Source organism: Dyella sp. 2RAB6, from assembly GCF_052115385.1.
Taxonomy (GTDB): domain Bacteria; phylum Pseudomonadota; class Gammaproteobacteria; order Xanthomonadales; family Rhodanobacteraceae; genus Dyella_D.
Map to the genome: position 1 here is coordinate 129,526 of NZ_JBFRGP010000010.1, position 20,758 is coordinate 150,283.

At 67.9% G+C, this 20,758-nt stretch carries 19 protein-coding genes; 11 read left to right on the plus strand and 8 right to left on the minus strand.

Features of this window, described 5'->3' with window-relative positions; translation table 11 throughout:
* Positions 1-165 precede the first annotated feature (165 nt).
* The 4 genes from AB4083_RS15400 to AB4083_RS15415 all read left to right on the plus strand — a co-directional run bounded on the left by AB4083_RS15400 (position 166) and on the right by AB4083_RS15415 (position 3,917).
* Positions 166-954 carry a 3-hydroxybutyrate dehydrogenase gene (locus AB4083_RS15400; protein ID WP_441608958.1) on the plus strand — a complete coding sequence of 263 codons (789 nt, stop codon included), beginning with the start codon at positions 166-168 and terminating at the stop codon, positions 952-954.
* 105 nt (positions 955-1,059) lie between these two features.
* Positions 1,060-1,803 (plus strand): acetoacetate decarboxylase, encoded by a 744-nt coding sequence (locus tag AB4083_RS15405; RefSeq protein WP_441608959.1) that lies wholly within the window; start codon positions 1,060-1,062, stop codon positions 1,801-1,803.
* A 5-nt stretch (positions 1,804-1,808) separates the two neighbouring features.
* Positions 1,809-2,987: a DUF3734 domain-containing protein gene (locus AB4083_RS15410; RefSeq protein WP_441608960.1), complete on the plus strand. Its 1,179-nt coding sequence runs from the start codon at positions 1,809-1,811 to the stop codon at positions 2,985-2,987.
* Between the two features lie 66 nt (positions 2,988-3,053).
* The gene (locus AB4083_RS15415) at positions 3,054-3,917 is read left to right on the plus strand and encodes an NAD(P)-dependent oxidoreductase (protein ID WP_441608961.1); all 864 of its coding nucleotides are present in this window, start codon (positions 3,054-3,056) and stop codon (positions 3,915-3,917) included.
* 152 nt (positions 3,918-4,069) lie between these two features.
* Here AB4083_RS15415 and AB4083_RS15420 read toward each other — a convergent pair whose 3' ends face one another.
* From AB4083_RS15420 to radC, 3 genes are all read right to left on the minus strand, one after another.
* Positions 4,070-4,807, minus strand: a complete 738-nt coding sequence (locus tag AB4083_RS15420; RefSeq protein WP_441608962.1) for an SPOR domain-containing protein — start codon at positions 4,805-4,807, stop codon at positions 4,070-4,072.
* Positions 4,808-6,499, minus strand: a complete 1,692-nt coding sequence (gene argS / locus AB4083_RS15425; protein ID WP_441608963.1) for an arginine--tRNA ligase — start codon at positions 6,497-6,499, stop codon at positions 4,808-4,810. It abuts the gene before it with no gap.
* Positions 6,500-7,024: 525 nt separating this feature from the next.
* On the minus strand, positions 7,025-7,696 hold the full coding sequence (gene radC / locus AB4083_RS15430; RefSeq protein ID WP_441608964.1) for a RadC family protein: 672 nt from the start codon (positions 7,694-7,696) through the stop codon (positions 7,025-7,027).
* Positions 7,697-7,792: 96 nt separating this feature from the next.
* Here radC and coaBC point away from each other — a divergent pair, with 96 nt between their 5' ends.
* Genes coaBC through AB4083_RS15445 form a run of 3 tightly spaced genes read left to right on the plus strand, consistent with a single transcriptional unit; the run spans position 7,793 to position 11,835 of the window.
* Complete coding sequence (gene coaBC, locus AB4083_RS15435) at positions 7,793-8,998, plus strand: bifunctional phosphopantothenoylcysteine decarboxylase/phosphopantothenate--cysteine ligase CoaBC (RefSeq protein WP_441608965.1); 1,206 nt, start codon at positions 7,793-7,795, stop codon at positions 8,996-8,998.
* A gap of 14 nt (positions 8,999-9,012) precedes the next feature.
* Positions 9,013-9,468, plus strand: coding sequence for a dUTP diphosphatase (dut, locus tag AB4083_RS15440; protein WP_441608966.1), 456 nt, complete (start codon positions 9,013-9,015; stop codon positions 9,466-9,468).
* Between the two features lie 27 nt (positions 9,469-9,495).
* Positions 9,496-11,835, plus strand: a complete 2,340-nt coding sequence (locus AB4083_RS15445; protein ID WP_441608967.1) for a phosphomannomutase/phosphoglucomutase — start codon at positions 9,496-9,498, stop codon at positions 11,833-11,835.
* Positions 11,836-11,933: 98 nt separating this feature from the next.
* On the opposite strand, the gene AB4083_RS15450 is transcribed toward AB4083_RS15445, so the two are convergent.
* The 3 genes from AB4083_RS15450 to AB4083_RS15460 form a co-directional block, all read right to left on the minus strand.
* Positions 11,934-12,575, minus strand: a complete 642-nt coding sequence (locus AB4083_RS15450; RefSeq protein ID WP_441608968.1) for a DUF4124 domain-containing protein — start codon at positions 12,573-12,575, stop codon at positions 11,934-11,936.
* 103 nt (positions 12,576-12,678) lie between these two features.
* Positions 12,679-13,326 carry an orotate phosphoribosyltransferase gene (gene pyrE / locus AB4083_RS15455; protein ID WP_441608969.1) on the minus strand — a complete coding sequence of 216 codons (648 nt, stop codon included), beginning with the start codon at positions 13,324-13,326 and terminating at the stop codon, positions 12,679-12,681.
* A 45-nt stretch (positions 13,327-13,371) separates the two neighbouring features.
* Positions 13,372-13,866 (minus strand): GNAT family N-acetyltransferase, encoded by a 495-nt coding sequence (locus AB4083_RS15460; RefSeq protein WP_441608970.1) that lies wholly within the window; start codon positions 13,864-13,866, stop codon positions 13,372-13,374.
* 35 nt (positions 13,867-13,901) lie between these two features.
* Between AB4083_RS15460 and AB4083_RS15465 the strand changes: the two genes are divergently transcribed.
* The 3 genes from AB4083_RS15465 (at position 13,902) to AB4083_RS15475 (ending at position 16,445) form a co-directional block, all read left to right on the plus strand.
* Positions 13,902-14,672 (plus strand): exodeoxyribonuclease III, encoded by a 771-nt coding sequence (locus tag AB4083_RS15465; protein WP_441608971.1) that lies wholly within the window; start codon positions 13,902-13,904, stop codon positions 14,670-14,672.
* Positions 14,662-15,981: an AmpG family muropeptide MFS transporter gene (locus tag AB4083_RS15470; RefSeq protein WP_441608972.1), complete on the plus strand. Its 1,320-nt coding sequence runs from the start codon at positions 14,662-14,664 to the stop codon at positions 15,979-15,981. The genes AB4083_RS15465 and AB4083_RS15470 overlap by 11 nt, the downstream gene beginning before the upstream one ends.
* A gap of 152 nt (positions 15,982-16,133) precedes the next feature.
* The gene (locus AB4083_RS15475; protein ID WP_441608973.1) at positions 16,134-16,445 is read left to right on the plus strand and encodes a hypothetical protein; all 312 of its coding nucleotides are present in this window, start codon (positions 16,134-16,136) and stop codon (positions 16,443-16,445) included.
* Positions 16,446-16,451: 6 nt separating this feature from the next.
* Here AB4083_RS15475 and AB4083_RS15480 read toward each other — a convergent pair whose 3' ends face one another.
* Complete coding sequence (locus tag AB4083_RS15480) at positions 16,452-17,585, minus strand: anhydro-N-acetylmuramic acid kinase (RefSeq protein ID WP_441608974.1); 1,134 nt, start codon at positions 17,583-17,585, stop codon at positions 16,452-16,454.
* 13 nt (positions 17,586-17,598) lie between these two features.
* Positions 17,599-19,041 (minus strand): OapA family protein, encoded by a 1,443-nt coding sequence (locus AB4083_RS15485; protein ID WP_441608975.1) that lies wholly within the window; start codon positions 19,039-19,041, stop codon positions 17,599-17,601.
* Between the two features lie 182 nt (positions 19,042-19,223).
* Between AB4083_RS15485 and tyrS the strand changes: the two genes are divergently transcribed.
* Positions 19,224-20,435, plus strand: coding sequence for a tyrosine--tRNA ligase (gene tyrS, locus AB4083_RS15490; RefSeq protein ID WP_441608976.1), 1,212 nt, complete (start codon positions 19,224-19,226; stop codon positions 20,433-20,435).
* Positions 20,436-20,758: the final 323 nt, after the last annotated feature.

Here is a 20,758-nt window from a genome sequence, read left to right on the forward strand (position 1 = left end):
TGCTCGCGACAACCTGGCGGTATCGCTACTGGATTCCGGCCTGCGCCGGAATGACGGAATGGGGAAGGTTTCCCCCGGTTGTCCATTCGTCGCATGGATGCGACATCCGAGCTGTGCCAGCCTTTGTCGTCCCCTGCATCCCCTATCGAAATCGAAGGAGTGGTTATGGCAGCAAGTCTCGAAGGCAAGGTCGCGCTGATCACCGGCGCCGCGAGCGGCCTGGGCAAGGCGATCGCGGAGCTCTACGCGAAGAACGGTTGCGCGGTGGCGATCGCTGACATCAACCAGCAGGCCGCCGATGCGGCGGCGGCGGAGATCAACGCCGCTGGCGGCAAGGCGATCGGCATCGCGATGGACGTCACCGACGAAGCGGCGGTGAATGCGGGCACCGAGAAGGCGGTCGCCGCGTTCGGCGCGCTGGATATCCTGATTTCCAACGCCGGCGTGCAGATCATCAACCCGATCGACCAGTTCGCCTTCGCCGATTGGAAGAAGATGCTGGCGATCCATCTGGACGGCGGCTTCCTCACCACCAAGGCCGCGCTCAAGCACATGTACCAGGGCGACCGTGGCGGCGTCGTCATCTACATGGGCTCGGTGCATTCGCACGAAGCGTCCAAGCTGAAGTCCGCCTACGTCACCGCTAAGCACGGCCTGCTGGGCCTGGCACGCACGCTGGCGAAGGAAGGCGCGGCCCATAACGTGCGTTCGCACGTGATCTGCCCCGGCTTCGTGCGCACGCCGCTGGTGGAGAAGCAGATTCCCGAGCAGGCCAAGGAACTGGGCATCAGCGAAGAGGAAGTGATCAAGAACGTGATGCTGAAGGACACCGTCGACGGCACCTTCACCACGGTCGAGGACATCGCGCAGACCGCGCTGTTCCTGGCCGCGTTCCCCTCGGCCGCGCTCACCGGCCAGTCGTTCGTGGTCAGCCACGGCTGGTACATGCAGTAAGCCTCGCGCGCCTGCCCGCAGCGACGGGCGGGCGCGCTATCCACGCTTGCATGCAGCGCGCGCCAGCCGGCGTGCGCCAGACAGAATTGCCAAGAGGATGGCTCGATGAAGATCGCCGACGTCAAGGCCAATGCGTTCGCCATGCCGCTGACCAGCCCCGCGTTTCCGCGTGGGCCCTACCGTTTCGTCAACCGCGAATTCCTGGTCATCACCTACCGCACCGATCTCGATGCGCTGCGCGCGGTGGTGCCCGAGCCGCTGGAAATCACCGAGCCGCTGGTGAAGTACGAATTTATCCGCATGCCCGATTCCACCGGCTTCGGCGACTACACCGAATCGGGGCAGGTGATCCCGGTGAGCTTCCGCGGCGTGCACGGCGGTTACGTGCATTCGATGTATTTGAACGATCACCCGCCGATCGCCGGCGGCCGCGAGCTGTGGGGCTTCCCCAAGAAGCTGGCCAGCCCGGTGCTGGAGACCGAGATCGATACCCTGGTCGGCACGCTCGACTACGGCAAGGTGCGCGTGGCCAAGGCCACCATGGGCTTCAAGCACGCCGAGGCTGACCGGGCCGCGGTGCTGGCCTCGCTGGCGGCGCCGAATTTCCTGCTCAAGATCATCCCGCACGTGGATGGCAGCCCGCGCATCTGCGAGCTGGTGCGTTATTTCACCACCGACGTCACGCTCAAGGGCGCCTGGACCGGTCCGGCCGCGCTGGAGCTGCATTCGCATGCGCTGGCGCCGGTGGCCGAGCTGCCGGTGTTGAAGATCGAGTCGGCCATGCACTTCATCACCGACCTCACGCTCGGCCTGGGCGAAGTGGTGTACGACTACCTGGCGGAGGCTTGAGGCCCATGGGCAACGACACGCAAGGCGAAGCCCGCGACGCGCTGGCGAAGAAAGTGCGCGAGGCCTACTCCACCGTGGCCCTGGTGTTGCAGGGTGGCGGCGCGCTCGGCGCTTACCAGGCCGGCGTGTACCAGGCGCTGGCCGAGGCGGACCTGCGGCCGCGCTGGCTGGCCGGTATTTCGATCGGTGCGCTCAATGCGGCGATTATCGCCGGCAACCCGATCGGGCAGCGCGTGGAGAAGTTGCGCGAGTTCTGGGAAACCATCTGCAAGCCGCCGTACCTCCCGGCCACGCCGGCGTTCGACAGCAGCGGCTGGCCGCTGGCGCTGCAGAACGGCTTCAGCAGCCTGGCCGCGTGGCGCGCGCTGATCGAGGGGCAGGCGGGTTTCTTCGTGCCGCGGATGCCGCCGCCGTTCCTGCCGTTCCCGCGCGCGGCCAGTCCCGCCGAGGTGAGCTGGTACGACACCAGGCCGCTGCGCAGCACGCTGGAGCGGCTGGTGGATTTCGACCGCATCAACGACTCGCGCTCGATGCGGGTGTCGATCGGTGCAGTGAACGTGCGCACCGGCAACTTCGCTTATTTCGACAACACCCACGGCAAGCTGCGGGTGGAGCACTTCATGGCTTCGGGTGCGCTGCCGCCGGGCTTTCCGGCGGTGGAGATCGACGGCGAGTTCTATTGGGACGGCGGCATGGTCTCCAATACGCCGCTGTACAAGGTGCTGTCGGACCGGCCCTGCCGCGATGCGCTGATCTTCCAGGTGGATCTGTGGCGCGCCACCGGCGAGCTGCCGCGCGATCTCTCCGGCGTGGCCGAGCGGTCGAAGGAAATCCAGTTCTCCAGCCGTACCCGCATGGTCACCGAGTACATGCGGCTGACCCAGGAAAACCAGCGCCTGCTGCACGACCTGATGGCCCTGGTGCCGGCACAGAAGCACGACGATCCGGCCTTCCTCCGCGCGCAGACGCAGGCTTCCGGCGCGCTGACCAACCTGATCCACCTGATCTACCGCGACAAGCCGTACGAAGGCCATTACAAGGACTACGAGTTCAGCCTGACCAGCATGCGCTCGCACTGGGACAGCGGCCTGGCCGACATGCGCCACACGCTGGCGCATCCGCAGTGGCTGGAGCCGCCGACGGCAGAGAAGCCGTTCGTCACGCACGACGTGCACCGCCGCTAACATAGGCCGCTCCGCCCCAGGGGCGGCCCCGTTTCTCTTGCTGTTTCTCTTTGCTGGAATTCCCCGATGAGCCTCAAGGCAGCTTTCGTCGGTCTCGGCGCCATGGGCGCGCCGATGGCCGGGCATCTGAACGCCAAGGGCCTGCTGCATGCAGTGGCCAACCGCACCCAGGCCAAGGCCGACGCGCTGGCGCGCGAACTGGGCGTGACCGCGCCGCCGCTGGAAACGCTGGCCGCGCAATGCGACGTGGTCGCGCTGTGCGTGACCGCCGACGCGGACGTGCTGGCCACCATCGAAACCATGCTGCCGCACCTGCGGCGCGGCGCCATCGTGGTCGACCACTCCACCGTGGCGCCCGACACGGCCAAGCGCGCGGCCGCGCGGCTGGCCACGGTCGGCGTGGATTTCCTCGACGCGCCGGTGTCCGGCGGCGTGGAGGGTGCGAAGAACGGCAAGCTGTCGGTGATGGTTGGCGGTGACGCCGCGGTGCTGGAGCGTGCGCGCCCGGTGCTGGAAGCCTATGCGCTGCGCGTCACCCACCTGGGCGCCACCGGCGCCGGCCAGGCCACCAAGGCGGTGAACCAGGTGCTGGTCGCCGGCATTGCGCAGGCGGTGTGCGAAGGCCTGGCGCTGGGCGAGGCGCTAGGGCTGGAAGCGGAGCGGCTGCTGCCGACGCTGGGTGCCGGCGCGGCGGGTAGCTGGTTCCTGGAAAAGCGCGGCGCCACCATGCTGCGCGACGAGTTCAGCGTGGGCTTCAAGCTGGCGCTGCTGCACAAGGATCTGGGCATCGTGCGCGGCATCGCCGAGAGCGCGGGCACGGAGCGCACGGTGATCGAGAAGTCGCTGGCGGACTACGCCGAGTTGATGGCGCAGGGTTATGGCGACGACGACATCTCGGCCTTGATCCGGCTCAAGCGCAAGCCGCGCTGAACTTTTCCTTGGTTCCAACTTTGGAATCCTTCTCCCAGCGGGAGAAGGTGCCGGCAGGCGGATGAGGGTCCGGCCGGAGCAATGCACATCACCCTTGCGCTCCGCCCGAACCCTCACCCCAACCCCTCTCCTGAGGGGAGAGGGGCTTCTAGTCAGCGACCTTCCTTCAGTGCGATCGCGTTGATGCCCGCCGACGACAGGCGCTGCTTGGTCGCTTCCAGCTCGGTGGCCGACTTGAACGGACCCAGCCGCACGCGGTTGTAGGTCTGCCCGTTGACGCTGACCGAAGCCACGTTGGCGACGAAACCCTGCAGCGCCAGCTTGGCCTTAAGGCTCTCCGCATCGGCGGCGCTCGGGAACGCGCCGACCTGCAGCAGATAGCCGCCGCCGCTCGCGGCGGGCGGCGCCGCGGCCGGTGCCGCGGTGACGTTCTCGGTGACGGCGGCCGGCGCATTCGCCGCCGCGGCGCGTTGCGCGGCGGCCTGCTGCTGAGCCTGCTGCGCCGCCTGGGCCTGCTGCGCTTGCGCCTGCTGGGCGGCGGTCTGCTTCTGCTGCTCGGCGCGGGCCTGCGCGCTGATCTCCGCGTCGGGGATGCGCACTTCCTTCTCCGACAGCACCGAGTAGAAGTCGAACTGCGGCTTCTTCGGCGCGACGGGCGTGGAGTCGGCGCCTGCCGGTTCCACCGCGCCGGCATCGCTGCCGTGCTGGGCCGTGGCCTGCGCGTTGGGCTGCGGCGCATCGCCGGCGCGGCCGCCCATCGGCAGCTTGCCGCGCATGGCAAACATCAGCAGCGCACCGACCGCGATGCCGACGATGGCCCAGCCCCAGGCCGGAAACCCGCCGCTGTTGTTGCGCACGGCCTGCCGGCCTTTGCCCTTGCGTGCTGCCATTTACATCTTCTCCGGGGCACTGAGTCCCAGCAAATCCAAACCGTTACGGATGACTTGGCGCGCCGTGACCGCCAGGGTGATGCGCGCATTGCGCAGCTCGGCGTCGTCCACGATCCACTTATGCTCGTGATAGTAGCTGTGCAGGGCGCCGGCGAGGTCGCGCAGATACTGGGCGATCAGGTGCGGTTCCAGATTGCCGGCCGCCGCTTCGACCACTTCCGGATAGCGCGACAGCTCGACGAACACGGCCTGCTCGTGCGGCGTGTCCAGGCGCTCGAAACGGGCGCTGCCCGCGGCCGTATCCAGCGGCGGCAGGCCGCGCTCGGCCAGTTCTTCCAGCACGCGGCAGACGCGGGCATGGGCGTACTGGATGTAGTAGACCGGGTTGTCGTTGCTCTGCGAGCGCGCCAGGTCGATGTCGAACACCAGCTGCGAGTCGACCTTGCGCGAGATCAGGAAGTAGCGCGTCGCGTCCTTGCCCACTTCGTCGATCAGGTCGCGCAGGGTGACGTAGCTGCCGGCGCGCTTGGAGATCTTCACCTCTTCGCCGCCGCGCATCACGGTCACCATCTGGTGCAGCACGTATTCCGGCCAGCCCTTGGGGATGCCGCAATCGAGCGCCTGCAGGCCGGCCTTCACGCGGGCCAGGCTGCCGTGATGGTCCGAGCCCAGCTCGGTGATGGCGCGCACGTAGCCGCGCTGCCACTTGCTGCGGTGATAGGCCACGTCCGGCACGAAATAGGTGAAGGTGCCGTCGGACTTGCGCATCACGCGGTCCTTGTCGTCGCCGAAGTCGGTCGAGCGCAGCCACAGCGCGCCGCCTTCCTCGTAGGTGTGGCCGTGGGCGACCAGCTCGCGCACGGTCTCCTCCACCTTGCCGCCGGTGTACAGCGAGGACTCCAGGAAATAGGTGTCGAAGCCGACGCCGAACGCCTTCAGGTCCAGGTCCTGCTCGCGGCGCAGGCTGGCCACGGCGAACTGGCGGATCGCGTCGAGGTCCTGTGCGTCCTTGGTGCCGGTGACGGTCTGGCCGTCGGCCAGCACCGATTCGCCGGCCATGTAGGCGCGGGCCACTTCGGCGATGTAGTCGCCGCGGTAGCCGTCTTCCGGCCAGCCCGGCTGGTCCGGCGCCAGGCCGCGTGCGCGCGCCTGCACCGAGATGGCCAGGTTCTGGATCTGCACGCCGGCGTCGTTGTAATAGAACTCGCGCTTGATCGCCCAGCCGTTGGCATCGAGCACGCGGCTCACGCAGTCGCCGATCGCCGCCGCGCGGCCATGGCCGACGTGCAGCGGGCCGGTGGGGTTGGCCGAGACGAATTCCACGCCGGCGACCACGCCCTTGCCGCTGTCGTTGCGGCCGTAGGCATCGCCCTCTTCGAGGATGCGGCGCAGCTCGAGGTGGTAGGCGGCGGGCGCCAGGAAGAAATTGATGAAGCCGGGGCCGGCGATCTCGATCTTCGCCACCTGCGCATTGGCGGGCAGGGCGGCCACCAGCTTCTCGGCCAGTTCGCGCGGCTTGGCGCGGGCCGGCTTGGCCAGCAGCATGGCCGCGTTGCTGGCGAAATCGCCGTGGTCGCGGCTGCGCGTGCGCTCGATCACGAAGTTCGGCACTTCGAGCTCGGCGGGCAGGGTGGAGTCGTTCTGCAAGGACCGGATGGCCTGCAGCAGCAAATCGCGCAGCGCTTGTTTCACGGGGCTGGGTCTGGCTTCGATGGAACCGTTAATTCTAGCAGAGCGGGCCGGCGCGCTCGGTGCGGCATGCGGGGCGCGGGCGAGGCATGCGATGGCGGGTCGCGGGCATGCTGCGGCGCGGCTGCGGGGGTTGTGGATAACTCTGTGGGGAAAGTAAGCGCCGACGCGAGCAGCGCGGGTTTTTACGCGACGGAAACGTATATGTCACTTAATTTACCGCACAAAATCAGCAGCTTACGTGGACAATTTCACGAATGTCGACGGAATGCCCGCTAAGCGGCCATTTGAGGCCGATGTGCATAAGTCGCGCCGGAGCGGTTTCGTCCAGAGCGCGCCGGCACGTCACCGTGCTGTCATGCCGCACTGCCACAATGCCGTCCGTACCCCAAGCACCCTCCCCGCTGACGGGTACGCGAGACGCCGTCCCTCTCACCCTCCCCAAAAACGGCCTGACGGCGCGGTCCCCCAACCGCGCCGTTTTTCTTTCCGGATCAAATGCCCCGATTGCCCGCCAGCGGCGACCGCTCAGATCAGGCCCAGCGAGGCCATCGACACCGGCTCGGCGGCGCCGATCACCAGATGGTCCAGCACCCGTATTTCGACCAGTTGCAGCGCCTCGCGCAGGCTGCGGGTGATGGCGCGGTCGGCCAGGCTGGGTTCGGCCACGCCGGAAGGGTGGTTGTGGGCGAAGATCACCGCACTGGCGTTGTGCTTGAGGCAGGCGCGCACCACTTCGCGCGGATGCACGCTGGCGCCGTCCACGGTGCCGCGGAACAGTTCCTCGTAGGCCAGCACCCGATGGCGGTTGTCCAGGTACAGGCAGGCGAAGACTTCGTAGGGCAGGTGGCGCAGCTTGGCGCGCAGGAATTCGCCGCTGTCGCGCGGACTCTGCAGCGAGGTGCGCGCACGCAATTGCTCGTTCAAGGAGCGGCGCGCCAGCTCCAGCGCGGCGATCAGGCGCGCGCGCTTGGCCGGGCCGATGCCGGGCATGCGCGTATGGGCGGCCGGATCGGCCAGCAGCGCATGGATGCCGCCGGCTTCGATCAACAGCTGGCGCCCGAGCATCAGCGCGTCGGCGCCGGCCACACCGCTGCCCAGCAGCACGGCGAGCAGCTCCGCGTCCGACAGCGCCGAGGTGCCTTGCTGCAGCAGTTTTTCGCGGGGGCGTTCCCCGGCTGGCCAATCGCGAATGCTCATTCGTTCACGATGCCGGAATCGGCCCGGCGGCTGCAGCGGAAGAGGGAGTCGATTCCGGTAAGCTTGGCGTCTGCCCGTTTGTCAGGCCTGTCCTACATGCAACTTGCCAACCGCCGCATCCTGCTCGGCGTGTCGGGCGGCATCGCCGCCTACAAAGCCTGCGAGCTGGTCCGCCGCCTGCGCGACCTGGGTGCCCAGGTCCGCGTGGTGATGACGGAAAGCGCCACCCATTTCGTCAGCGCCACCACCTTCCAGGCCCTGTCCGGCGAAGCCGTGCGGGTCAGCCTGTGGGACGAGCAGGCGGAGATGGCCATGGGCCATATCGAGCTGGCGCGCTGGGCCGAGCGCATCCTGATCGCGCCGGCCAGCGCCGACCTGATCGCGCGCCTCGCACATGGCATGGCCAACGACCTGCTGACCACGCTGTGCCTGGCCAGCGCCGCGCCGCTGTACGTGGCGCCGGCGATGAACCAGCAGATGTGGGCGCATCCGGCCGTGCAGGAGAACGTCGACACCCTGCGCCGCCGCGGCGTGCACCTGCTGGGCCCGGCCTCGGGCGACCAGGCCTGCGGCGACATCGGCTCCGGCCGCATGCTGGAACCGCTGGAACTGCGCCAGGCGCTGCTCGGCTCGTTCGGCGACGGCGCGCTGCGCGGCCTGAAGATGGTGGTGAGCGCGGGGCCGACCTACGAAGACATCGACCCGGTGCGCTTCATCGGCAACCGCAGTTCCGGCCGGATGGGCTTTGCCGTGGCCGGTGCCGCCGCGGACGCGGGTGCGCAGGTGACCCTCATCGCCGGTCCCGTGCACCTGGCCACGCCGCATGGCGTGGCACACCGGGTGGACGTGCGCAGCGCGGCGCAGATGCAGGTCGCGGTGCTGGCCGCCACGGCCGGTGCGGACATCTACGTCGGCGCCGCCGCGGTGGGCGACTATCGCCCGGCCAGCGTGGCCGAACAGAAGATCAAGAAGCACGACGGCGCCGGCTTGAACCTGGCGCTGGCCGAAAACCCCGACATCCTCGCCAGCCTGGCCGCGCAAACCGTGCACCCTTTCCTGGTCGGATTCGCCGCGGAAACGCATGATGTGGCGGATTACGCGCAGGACAAGCTCCGGCGCAAGGGATTGGACATGATCGCCGCGAACCTGGTGGGTAACGGCCTCGGCTTCGAGGCCGCGGATAACGCATTGAACGTGTACTGGCCCGGCGGCTCGCTGGAGCTGGCGCGCGCCGGCAAGGAACAACTCGCCCGCGAGCTGGTGGCGAGCATCGCGCAGCGCTACCGGGCGGTGCGCTCATGACGGTGCGGCCAGGCATGGTCGACGTCGAACTGAAAATCCTCGATCCACGGCTGGGCGACAGCATCCCGCTGCCGCAGGCGGCGACCGTGGGCAGCGCGGGCATGGACCTGCGCGCCGCGCTCGACGCGCCGCTGACCCTGGCCCCCGGCGAAAGCGTGCTGGTGCCGAGCGGCATGGCCATCCATATCGGCGACCCGGGTTGGTGCGCGCTGATCGTGCCGCGCTCGGGCCTGGGCCATAAACACGGGCTCGTCATGGGCAACCTGGTAGGCGTGATCGACGCGGATTACCAGGGGCCGCTGATGATTTCCTGCTGGAACCGCGGCACGCAGCCGTACACCATCGAAGTGGGCGACCGCATCGCCCAGCTGCTGCTGGTGCCGGTGGCGCAAGCCCGCTTGAACGTGGTGACGGAGTTCAAGCCTTCGCAGAGGGGCGAGGGCGGTTTCGGTTCGACCGGCGTCAACTGACAAAGAGCCTGCAGAGGGGACAGGACGATGGCAATGGACATCGCGATGGGGTTGCGCGGGCGCACGCTCGACTGGCGGCGGCTGCTGCCGCTGGCCGGCGGCACGCTGCTGGTCTTGGGCGGGTTGTTCTGCGCCTGGCAGACCTGGCTGATTGCCGACGAAGGCGCGGCGATCGAGCGCGTACACCGCGCACAGGACCAGGTGGCGCAATCGCTGGCCGCAGAGCTGACCCGCGAGCGCCACACGCTGCAGCAGCAACTGGACGCGCTCGATCCCGTCGCCACCCGCGCCGATCCGGCCTACGCGGCCACCTTGTTGCGCGGCAAGCTGCCGCAAACCCAGGCGGTGGAGTTCTACAGCGGCACGCTGGACGAAGTGCTGCGCGCCAACTACCGCGAATTCGGCTATGCCAAGGCGGCCCAGCTGATGGCCGCGCAGTCCGCGGACGGCGACCCGCTCGCGCAGACCCTGCCCAAGGGTGCCGGCGATCGCCGCCTCAGCTTCGTGCTGCCGATGGGCGCGCGCCAGCGGCCGACGGCGTGGGTGCTGTTCGAGCTTCCGTTCGCTACGCTGGAAGAGCGTTTCAATGCCGTTCCGCCGCAAGGCGGCAGACTTGAACTTCGCCAGGGCGACGATCGCGGTCGCGGCGACGTGCAATTGCTCACCCATGGCTCCCTGTCCGCAGTGAGCGAGTCCGTCGGCAAGCCGGTCGCAGGCAGCAATCTGAGCGTGGTCGCCGGCTTGCCCGGGGCGTATATCGTGCTGCCGAAGTCGTGGCTGCTGACGGCGCTGCTGGCCTTGCTGGGCCTGGCCGGCGGCATCTACCTGCTGTGGCTGCGCGGCCGCGTCCCCGGCCTCAGCCTTGGCAAAAACAAGATCTCAAACGAGGAACCGATTTTGTCCGACCTGATCGACAACACGCCCGAGCCGGCCAAGCCGGAAGCCCGCCCCGCCAAGCCCGCCGCCGCCGCGGCGCCGGTGGCGGTCACCGTGGATCCGACGATCTTCCGCGCCTACGACGTGCGCGGCATCGTCGGCAAGTCGCTGAACGTCGACGTGGCGCGCCTGCTCGGCCAGTCGATCGGCACGGTGATGCGCGAGAAGGGCCTGCGCGAGATCGTGGTCGGCCGCGACGGCCGCCTGTCCGGTCCGGAGCTGACCGGCGCCCTGTCCGACGGCCTGCGCGAGGCCGGCATCGACGTGATCGACATCGGCGCGGTGCCGACGCCGGTGGTGTACTACGCCGCTTATCGCTTCAACACCGGCAGCGGCGTGGCCGTCACCGGCAGCCACAATCCGCCGGACTACAACGGCTTCAAGATCGTGGTCGGCGGCGAGACCTTGTCCGAGGGCTCGATCCAGGACCTGTACCGCCGCATCGCCGCGAACGAGCTGGAGCGCGGCGGCAAGGGTTCGCTGCGCCATATCGACGTGGTGCCGGACTACGTCGAGCGCATCACCTCCGACGTGCAGGCCAGCCGCCGCCTCAAGGTCGTCGTCGATTGCGGCAACGGCATCCCCGGCGCGGTGGCGCCGCAGGTGCTCGAAGGCATCGGCTGCGAAATCATCCCGCTGTTCTGCGATGTGGACGGCACCTTCCCCAACCACCATCCGGATCCGTCGGACCCGCACAACCTGGAAGACCTGATCCTCGCGGTGAAGAGCACCGGCGCGGACCTCGGCGTAGCCTTCGATGGCGACGGCGACCGCCTGGGCGTGGTGACCAGGACCGGCGAGATCATCTTCCCCGACCGCACCCTGATGCTGTTCGCGCGCGACGTGCTGTCGCGCCAGCCGGGCGCGACGATCATCTACGACGTGAAGTGCACCGGCCATCTGAAGGGCCAGATCCTCGACGCCGGCGGCAGCCCGCTGATGTGGCGCACCGGCCACTCGCTGATCAAGAGCAAGATGCGCGAGACCGGTGCGGAGCTGGCCGGCGAGATGAGCGGCCATTTCTTCTTCAAGGAGCGCTGGTACGGCTTCGACGACGGCATCTACGCCGGTGCGCGCCTGCTGGAGATCCTGGCCGGCGACCTGGACGAGCGCACTCCGGAAGAGATCTTCGCGACCTGCCCCAAGGGCGTGTCCACGCCGGAACTGAAGATCGAGATGCAGGAAGGCGAGCACTACAAGTTCATCGAGAAGTTCCGCCAGAGCGCGAGCTTCGGCGCCGCCGCGCTGACCACCATCGACGGTGTGCGCGCCGACTGGCTGGACGGCTGGGGCCTGGTGCGCGCGTCCAACACCACGCCGATCCTGGTGCTGCGCTTCGACGCCGACAACGAGGCGGCGCTCAAGCGCATCCAGCAGGTGTTCCGCGAGCAGCTGCATGCGGTGGATCCGGCGCTGAAGCTGCCGTTCTGATCCGCACGCTGGTGCTGGTGCGCGGGCCGTACGCCCGCGCATAAAAAAACGCCACGCATTGCGTGGCGTTTTTCTTTGTGCCGCCGGTATGAGGCGGCTTACTTGCTCTTGCCCTGCGCCGCCTTCAGGTCCCGATAGTGCTGGATCTGCGTGGTGATCTTCGCGCTGGCCGCGTCGCGTGCGGTCTGCTGGCGGTCCAGCGCGGCGCGCTGCCCGGCCACCACGTTGCGCTGCTTGGCGATGCCGTCGCTGAGGAACTTCGGCACTGGCTGCTTGGCGCGCTCCAGGTCGCCAGCGCGGGTGAGCAGGTCGGTCAGCGCCTTTTCCTGGCTGTGCAGGTTGATCTGGGTGGTGCGGATCTGCTGGTCGATGTTGTCGACTTCCTGCTGGAGCGAGACCTTGTAGTCGGCTTCGGTCGGGTAGGCGGCCAGCATCTGCGAGTCGTTGCGCGTGCGGTCCTGCGCCGCGCGCTGCTGTGCCGCCTGTTCTTCGGCGGCCTTGCGCGCGGCTTCGCGTTCCTCGGGATTGAGCTGGCGCTCGACGTGGCGCATCACCAGGCCGCGGTCGTTGACCACGTCGTAGCCGTACTTGATGGCTTCGCCGGTGAGGCTGTCGCTGTAATGCGGCAGGCCCTGGCCGTCGCGCCACTTGTAGCGCATGCCGTTGGTGTTTTCCTGGGGCTGCGCATGAGCGCAGCCGACCGCGATGACGGCGGCAAGGATGAGACTGGTTCGACGCATGGAATTCCCCCTGTGAAGCGGGAGTATAGCCTTCGCCCCTGGATGGTCCGGCGCAGGCATGTTCGCGGATGTGACGCCGTTCGCCCCGTGGCCTGGCGCGATTTCAGGCGGCCACGCCATAGCGTTCCCGATACGCCATCAAGCGTTCGTATTCGTCCGCCAGGTCCGGGCGCTCGCCGGCAAAAGCCATCACGTCGGCGAGGCTGGTGATGGCGATCACCGGGATGCCGTAGTCGGCGCTCACTTCCTGTGCCGCGGACAAGTCGCCGCCGCCGCGCTCCTGGCGGTCCAGCGCGATCAGCACGCCGGCCGGGGTGGCGCCCTGCGCGCGGATCAGCGCCAGCGATTCGCGCACGGCGGTGCCGGCGGTCATCACGTCGTCCACGATCAGCACGCGGCCCTGCAACGGCGCGCCGACCAGCACGCCACCTTCGCCATGGTCCTTGGCTTCCTTGCGGTTGTAGGCCCAGGGCAGGTCGCGGCCATGCTGGTCGGCCAGCGCGATGGCGGTGGCCGCGGCCAGCGGGATGCCCTTGTAGGCGGGGCCGAACAGCATGTCGACCGGCACGCCCGAACCGATCAGCGCCGAGGCATAGGCGCGGCCCAGGCGGGCCAGTGCGGCGCCGGAGTCGATGCGGCCCATATTGAAGAAGTACGGGCTCTGGCGGCCGGATTTGAGCGTGAACTCGCCGAAGCGCAGTACGTCGCGCTGCAGGGTGAGTTCGATGAAGTCGCGCTGGTAGTCGTGCACGGCGGGTCTCTCGTCGTCAAAAGCGGGGATCGGGTCGGCGCAAATCTAAGCCAGCCGCAGCCACATCAGATGCTGCGGCCCGGAACGGCCGCCATGGTACAGCTCACCGCTGTCCTCGAAGCCCGCGCGCCGGTACAGCGCCAGCGCGGATGGGTTGCGGCAGTTGACCGTCAGCACCAGCAGGCGCGCTTCCGGATGGCGCGTGGCCAGGTCGGCAACCAGGGCGGACAGCGCGGCGGCACCGAAGCCGCGGCCTTGCCAATCGGCGCCGATGAAGAACGAACGCAGGCCCAGCGCGGGCACTGCGTAGTCGCGTTCGGCGATGCTGCTGGCGTGGCGTTCGATCCGGTAATAACCCACCGGCGTAGCGCCGTGCAGGATCGCCATCGGCGTGCTGCCATGGCAGTTTTCCGCATCGGCGAGCGAGGCTTCGATCGGGCTGACGAAGGCGTACTGGTCGGGGTGCACGCGCAGGGCCAGTACGGCCTGGCGGAACGCTGGCGCGACGGGCGCGACGCGGATGGCGGGTGATTCGGACATGGTTGCTATGATGGCGCATCACTCGAGGACCCCGCATGCGCATCGTCAGCCTGAACGCCAATGGCATCCGCTCGGCCGCCACCAAGGGCGTGTTCGACTGGCTACGCAAGCAGCAGGCCGACGTGGTCTGCCTGCAGGAAACCAAGGCGCAGGAGGACCAGCTCAGCGACCCGATGTTCCGCCCCGACGGCCACCATTGCTTCTATCGCGATGCCAGCACCAAGAAGGGCTATAGCGGCGTGGCGATCTACGCCAAGCGCGAACCGGACCAGGTGCTGACCTCGCTGGGCTGGGCGCCGTTCGACGACGAGGGACGCTATATCGAGGCGCGCTTCGGCAACTTGAGCGTGGTGTCGCTGTACGTGCCGTCCGGCTCGTCCGGCGACGAGCGCCAGCAGTTCAAGTTCCAGGTGATGGAGTGGATCACGCCGATTTTCCAGCAGTGGCTGGAAAGCGGCCGCGATTACGTCATCTGCGGCGACTGGAACATCGTGCACACCAAGGACGACATCAAGAACTGGAGTTCCAACCAGAAGAACTCCGGCTGCCTGCCCGCGGAGCGCGCCTGGCTGGACCTGCTGTTCAAGCAGCGCGGCTGGGTCGACAGCTTCCGCGCGATCAAGCCCGACGCGGTGGAATACACCTGGTGGTCCAACCGCGGCCGCGCGCGCGAGAACAACGTGGGTTGGCGCATCGACTACCAGGTGGTGACGCCCTCGCTGCACAAGCGCCTGAAGAGCTGCTCGGTCTATCGCGACGAGCGCTTCTCCGACCACGCGCCGTATACCGTCGACTATGCCGACTGAGGTGGCCGCGGCGAAGCCCGGCGCGGAACCACCCAAGCGTCCGTCGGTGTGGCAGGCCTTCTCCCAGCCGGCCGCGTGGACCATGTGCCTGCTCGGCTTTTCCTCCGGCCTGCCGTTCCTGCTGGTGGCCGGCACCCTGGCCTACTGGCTGAAGGAACGGGGCGTCGAGCTCAAAGAGATCACCATGATCGCGAGCGCGGGCATGTTCTACGCGTTCAAGTTCCTGTGGGCGCCGCTGCTGGATCACTGGAAGCTGCCGCTGTTCCGGCGCCTGGGCCAGCGCCGCGGCTGGCTGCTGTTCTCGCAGCTGGTGGTGGCTGCCGGCTTGCTGGCGATGGCCGCGCTGACGCCGGCGAACCTGGGACCGTTTATCGCCGCGACCCTGGTGGTGGCGTTCTTTGGCGCCACGCAGGACATCGCGGTGGACGCGTACCGCATCGAGATCGCCTCGGTGGAGGCGCAAGGCGCGCTGGTGGCGACGTATGCGCTGGGCTATCGCATCGGCTTGCTGGCGGCCGGCGCGCTGGCGCTGATCCTGGCCGACCATGTGTCCTGGCCCTGGGTGTATGTGGCGATGGCGATCGGCATGAGCCTGCCGATCCTGACCACCTTGCTGGCACGCGAGCCGCAGGTGATCCGCCAGGCCCCGCACAACTGGAACGAGGCCATGCGCGAAGCGGTGGTCGATCCGTTCACCGATTTCTTCCGCCGCTATGGCTGGCTGCTGGCCGGGGTGACGCTGGCCTTCATCCTGCTGTTCAAGATTCCCGAGCAGGCCACCATCGGCGGGGTGATGAGCCCGTTCTATCGGGACATGGGCTTCAGCAAGACCGAGATCGGCACCATCACCAAGATCTACGGCATCTGGATCGGCATCCTGGGCGTGTTCATCGGCGGCGCCGCGGTGGCGCGCTGGGGCGCCTGGCGCACGCTGGGGGCGAGCATCGTGCTGTGCGGCGCCAGCAACCTGCTGTACCTGCTGGTGATCATGTATCCCGGCAACCTGCTGGTGCTGACCCTGGTGATCTCGGGCGAGAACCTGACGCTGGGCATCCTGGGGCCGCCGACCGTGGCCTTCCTGTCCTCCCTGGTCAACCGCCAGCACACCGCTACGCAGTACGCACTGCTCAGTTCGCTGGTGAATCTGCCGGGCAAGCTGCTGGGGTTCTTTGCCGGCGGCATTGCCACGGCGACGGGCTATGGCACGTACTTCGTCATCACCGTGATCGCGGTGCTGCCGGCCATGGCGCTGTTCCTGTACCTGTGGCCCCACTACCGCGCGGAAGAACGGGCCCGCGGCACCGGCTAACGCGGCGCCCCCGGTCAGCCAAGGGGATGGCATTCGCCGCAGTGCGAACCGAGCCACGAATTCATCCGGATGGCCGACTTGCAAGCCGGCCGCCGCGTGTACACCATGATCACGGTCAGGGGGCCCTTGCGTGGACAGACGGAGTAACGCCTGTGCCGGACATCGTGATTCGCCATATCGACACTCTCATGGCCGAGCGCATCAAGTCGCTGGCCAAGGACCGCCAGTGGTCGATCAATGACGTGGTGCTGCACGCACTGCGCCATGGATTGGGCATGGCACAAAGCGGCAATGTCTTTGCCGAGACCATGCTCGACCCGGGCGAGCTGACCGTGCTCAGCGGCCAGTGGGATGCGCGCGAAAAAGCCGCGTTCCAGGAAGCCGTGCAGGCGCTGTCGATGGCGCAGCCGACGCAGCTGTCGCCGTCGCAATTGGCTTTGTCCGAAGGGCCGTTGGGCGGCTAGCCTGGTTCATACCGGTGTGGGATAGACCGGTGCGGGATAGACCGCACCGAGCACCCGCGGGCCGCGCGCCCCCGTGACCGCGGGCAGGTTGCCGGGCAGGCCGAGCAGGCGCTGCCGGGCCAGCCAGGCGAAGGCGGTCGCCTCCAGGTAATCCGGATCCACCCCCTCTTCCGCCGTGCTGCGCACCCGGGCCGGTTCGAGCAGCATGGCCAGGCGCCGCATCAGCGCGCCGTTGTGCACGCCGCCGCCGCAGGCCAAGACCGCCGAGACATCCGGCGCGTGCTGCGCGATGGTCTCGGCCACGCTGCGCGCGGACAGTTCCAGCAAGGTGGCCTGCACGTCGGCCGGCGGCAGCTCGGCGACGCGGGCGTGGCGCTCGAGCCAGGCCAGGTGGAAGTGTTCGCGGCCGGTGCTCTTGGGCGGGGGCAGGGCGAAATAGGGATCGGCCAGCAGTGCGGCCAGCAGCGGCGCGTCGACGGCGCCGCTCAGCGCAAAGGCGCCGTCGGCGTCGTAGGCCGTGCCGCGGTGGCGCAGGCACCACGCATCCATCAGGCCGTTGGCCGGACCGGTGTCGAAACCGAACACGTGACCGTCGGCCCGCAGCACGGTGATATTGGCGATGCCGCCGAGATTGAGTACCACGCGGGTGCGTCCGGCTTCGCCCAGCAAGATGGCGTGCACCGCCGGCAGCAAGGGCGCGCCCTGGCCGCCGGCAGCGACGTCGGCGCGGCGGAAGTCGGCCACCACGTCGATGCCGCAGCGCTCGGCGATCACCGCGGGATCGCCCACCTGCAGGGTGAACGGGTGTTCGCCGTGCGGCCGGTGGCGCAGCGTCTGGCCATGCGAACCGATCGCGCGCACCGCGGCGGCCGGCGTGCCGCTGGCGGCGAGCAGGCGCAGCGTGGCGTCGGCGAAGCATTGGCCGATCGCGACGTCGAGCCGTCCGTAGGTGTCCAGGTCCAGCCGGGTCTCGTCCTGTGCCACGGCCAGGATGCGCGCACGCAGCTCCGCCGGCCACGGATGGACCAGGGCGGCGACGAGCTGGGGGCGGTCCTGTTCGAAGCGCACCAGCGCGGCGTCGATGCCGTCCGCGCTGGTGCCGGAAATCAGGCCGATGTAGAGCGACGAAGCGTCAGCCACGTGGGAGCGCGGCTCAGTCGTCGTTGCGCTTGGTGCCATCCACGCGGGCCAGCTTGACGTTGGCATCCAGCGCCTTCAGGCGGGCCAGCTGCGGCTGCACCACCTGCGCCCGGAACCTGGCCAGCTGCACGGCCGGCAGCGGCTCGGGCTTGGGCAGGGTGACCTTCTGCGGGTCGCGCTGCACGTCGTTGACGCGGAATTCGTAGTGCAGATGCGGACCGGTGGCCAGGCCCGTCATGCCGACATAGCCGATCACCGAGCCCTGGCTCACGTGCTGGCCCACGCGCTCGCTGGCGAACTTGGACATGTGGCCGTAGGCGGTGCTGATCGAGCTGCTGTGCTGGACGATCACGAAGTTGCCGTAACCGTTCATCCAGCCCTTGAACTTGATCACGCCATCGCCCGCCGCATGGATCGGCGTGCCGGTGGGCGCGGCGTAGTCCACGCCCTTGTGCGCGCGCATCAGGCCCAGCACCGGGTGCATGCGCGCCGCGCTGAACTGGGAGGAGATGCGGGTGAAGTCGACCGGGATGCGCAGGAACGACTTCTGGATCGGGCGGCCGTCCTCACTGAACCAGCCGTAGGAGCCGTCGTCCTTCTTGAAGCGGTAGGCGGTGTAGCGCTCGCCCTGGTTGACGAACTCCGCGGCGACGATCTCGCCTTCGTGGAGGTAGGCGCCGTCGCGGTAGATGTCGTCGTAGATGACGGTGAAGGTGTCGCCTTCGCGCAGGTCCTGCACGAAGTCGACGTCGTACTTGAAGAGATCCGCCAGCTTCAGCACCATCGCCGTGCTCATGCCGGCCTTGGCGCCGGCGGCGAACAGCGAGCTGTCGATGCTGCCGTGGACGACGTGCTCGCGGCGCTCGACCTCGCGCGCCTGCGCGGTCATGGTCGGCTTGCTGCCGTCGAAGCGGACGATGACGCGGCTGGCTTCGTCCTTGTCGAAGCGGATGCCGCGCAGGCCGCCGTTGCTGGACAGCAGGAAATCGAATTCCTGGCCCGGGCGGATGCTGTGCAGCGCCTTGGCGTCGTCGCCGGCCTGGTCCATCACGTTCTGCAGGTCGGTGAGGCTGAGGCCCTGGCCCTGGAAAATGTCCGACAGGGTCTGGCCCGGCTGCACCTGCACGATGCGCCAGTCCTCGACGGTCGGCGTGCGCACGGTGGTCGGCAGCGCCTTGGGCAGGGCCAGCGGCGTCAGGGCATGCGCGGAGGAAACCGGATCGGGCCGCATCGCGCTGGCCCAGGCGGGAATGATGAAGCCGGACAGCGCGGTAAGCAGCAGCGCGGTACCGGCGAGCATCCAGCGTTCCCGATGCCAGCGGATCGGCTCCGCCTCGCTGTGGTTGCTGAAGGACCAGTGCGAGAAGCGTTCGTAGAAGTGGGAGTGGCGTCGCTGCGCCTTGCGGCGAATAGCCTGTTTGCGCGCTGCGCGCGCGATCTTGTTCGCCTCTCCCATGCCCCGTGTGCCCCGCGGTACAAATTTATGTAATGCCGCGTACCATAACGGCCCTGTGCAAAGGGCGTCAACGCCTTACCCATCAAGGGTTTGCGTGAATTTTCTGGTTAACGCACAATTAACCTCTCGACGTGATGGTCGTCGCTTTCCCAGGCCATCAAACAACCGGAATTGAGAACTACATGAGCGAGCTTGAGCAGGCGCTGGCCACCATCGCGCGCGGCGCCGACGAAATCATCAAGCAGGAAGAGCTGGTCGAGCGCCTGAAGGCCGGGCGGCCGTTGCGCATCAAGGCGGGCTTCGACCCGACCGCGCCGGACCTGCACCTGGGCCACACCGTGCTGCTGAACAAGATGCGGCAGTTCCAGGACCTGGGGCACCAGGTGATTTTCCTGATCGGCGACTTCACCGGCATGATCGGCGACCCGACCGGCAAGAACGTCACCCGCAAGCCGCTCACCCGCGAGGACGTGCTGCGCAACGCCGAGACCTACGCCGAGCAGGTCTATAAGGTGCTGGACCGCGACAGGACCGAGCTGCGCTTCAATTCCGAGTGGTTCGGCAAGATGACGGCGGCGGACATGATCCGCCTCGCCGCGCAGCACACGGTGGCGCGCATGCTCGAGCGCGACGATTTCGCCAAGCGCTACGGCACGCAGCAGCCGATCGCCATCCACGAATTCCTCTATCCGCTGGTGCAGGGCTACGACTCCGTCGCGCTCCAGTGCGACGTGGAGTTGGGCGGCACCGACCAGAAGTTCAACCTGCTGATGGGACGCGCGCTGCAGGAGCATCACGGGCAGCCGGCGCAGATCGTGCTGACCATGCCGCTGCTGGAAGGCCTGGACGGCGTACATAAGATGTCCAAGTCGCTGGGCAACTACATCGGCATCAATGAGCCGGCCATCGATATCGTGACCAAGACGCTGAAGATCGGCGACGAGCTGATGTGGCGGTGGTTCGAACTGCTCAGCTTCGAGGTGTCGCTCGATGAGCTGGCGCATATGAAGGGCGAGGTGGCGAGCGGCGCGCTCAATCCCCGCGACGCCAAGCTGCGGCTGGCGCGCGAGCTGGCGGCGCGCTTCCATGGCGCGGCGGCGGCGGAGCAGGCGATTGCCGGCTGGCATGCGGTGGTGCGTGGCGAGGGCGATACCAGCTTGCTGCCGCTTACCGAGATCGCCGTGCCCGCCGAAGGCCTGCGCCTGCCGGCGTTGTTGACGGCGGCAGGGCTGACGCCCAGCAATGCCGAGGCGAACCGCAAGCTCAAGGAGCGCGCGGTGCGCATCGACTCTGAAGTAGTAGAGGACGCGCAGCGGAGCTTTGGTCCCGGCTTCGAAGGCGTGCTCCAGATCGGCAAGCGCAACTTCGCGCGCGTCGCATTGAAGCTCGGTTGACCGTTTCGCGGCGGCCGCACGGGCGGCCGCGCGGTTCTTCCGCGCATCGATGTATGGAATAACAAGCGCTTACGAGAAATTTGAAAAAACTTTCACGAAATCGCTTGCCACGCGGGTAGGCCCTACCTATTATTCGCCTCCCCGCTGCGACGGCTTCTCCGCAACGGCAACACGGCAGCAAGAAATACTTCGCAGCAGGTGTTGACGGACCGGAAAGACGATGTAGAATGGGCGGCTCACCCGGGACGAAACGTCTCGGGGCAATTCGGAAGAACGGGTTGCAAGTGATTGATCTTTGACAGTGTGCGCAGGTGACTTGTGTG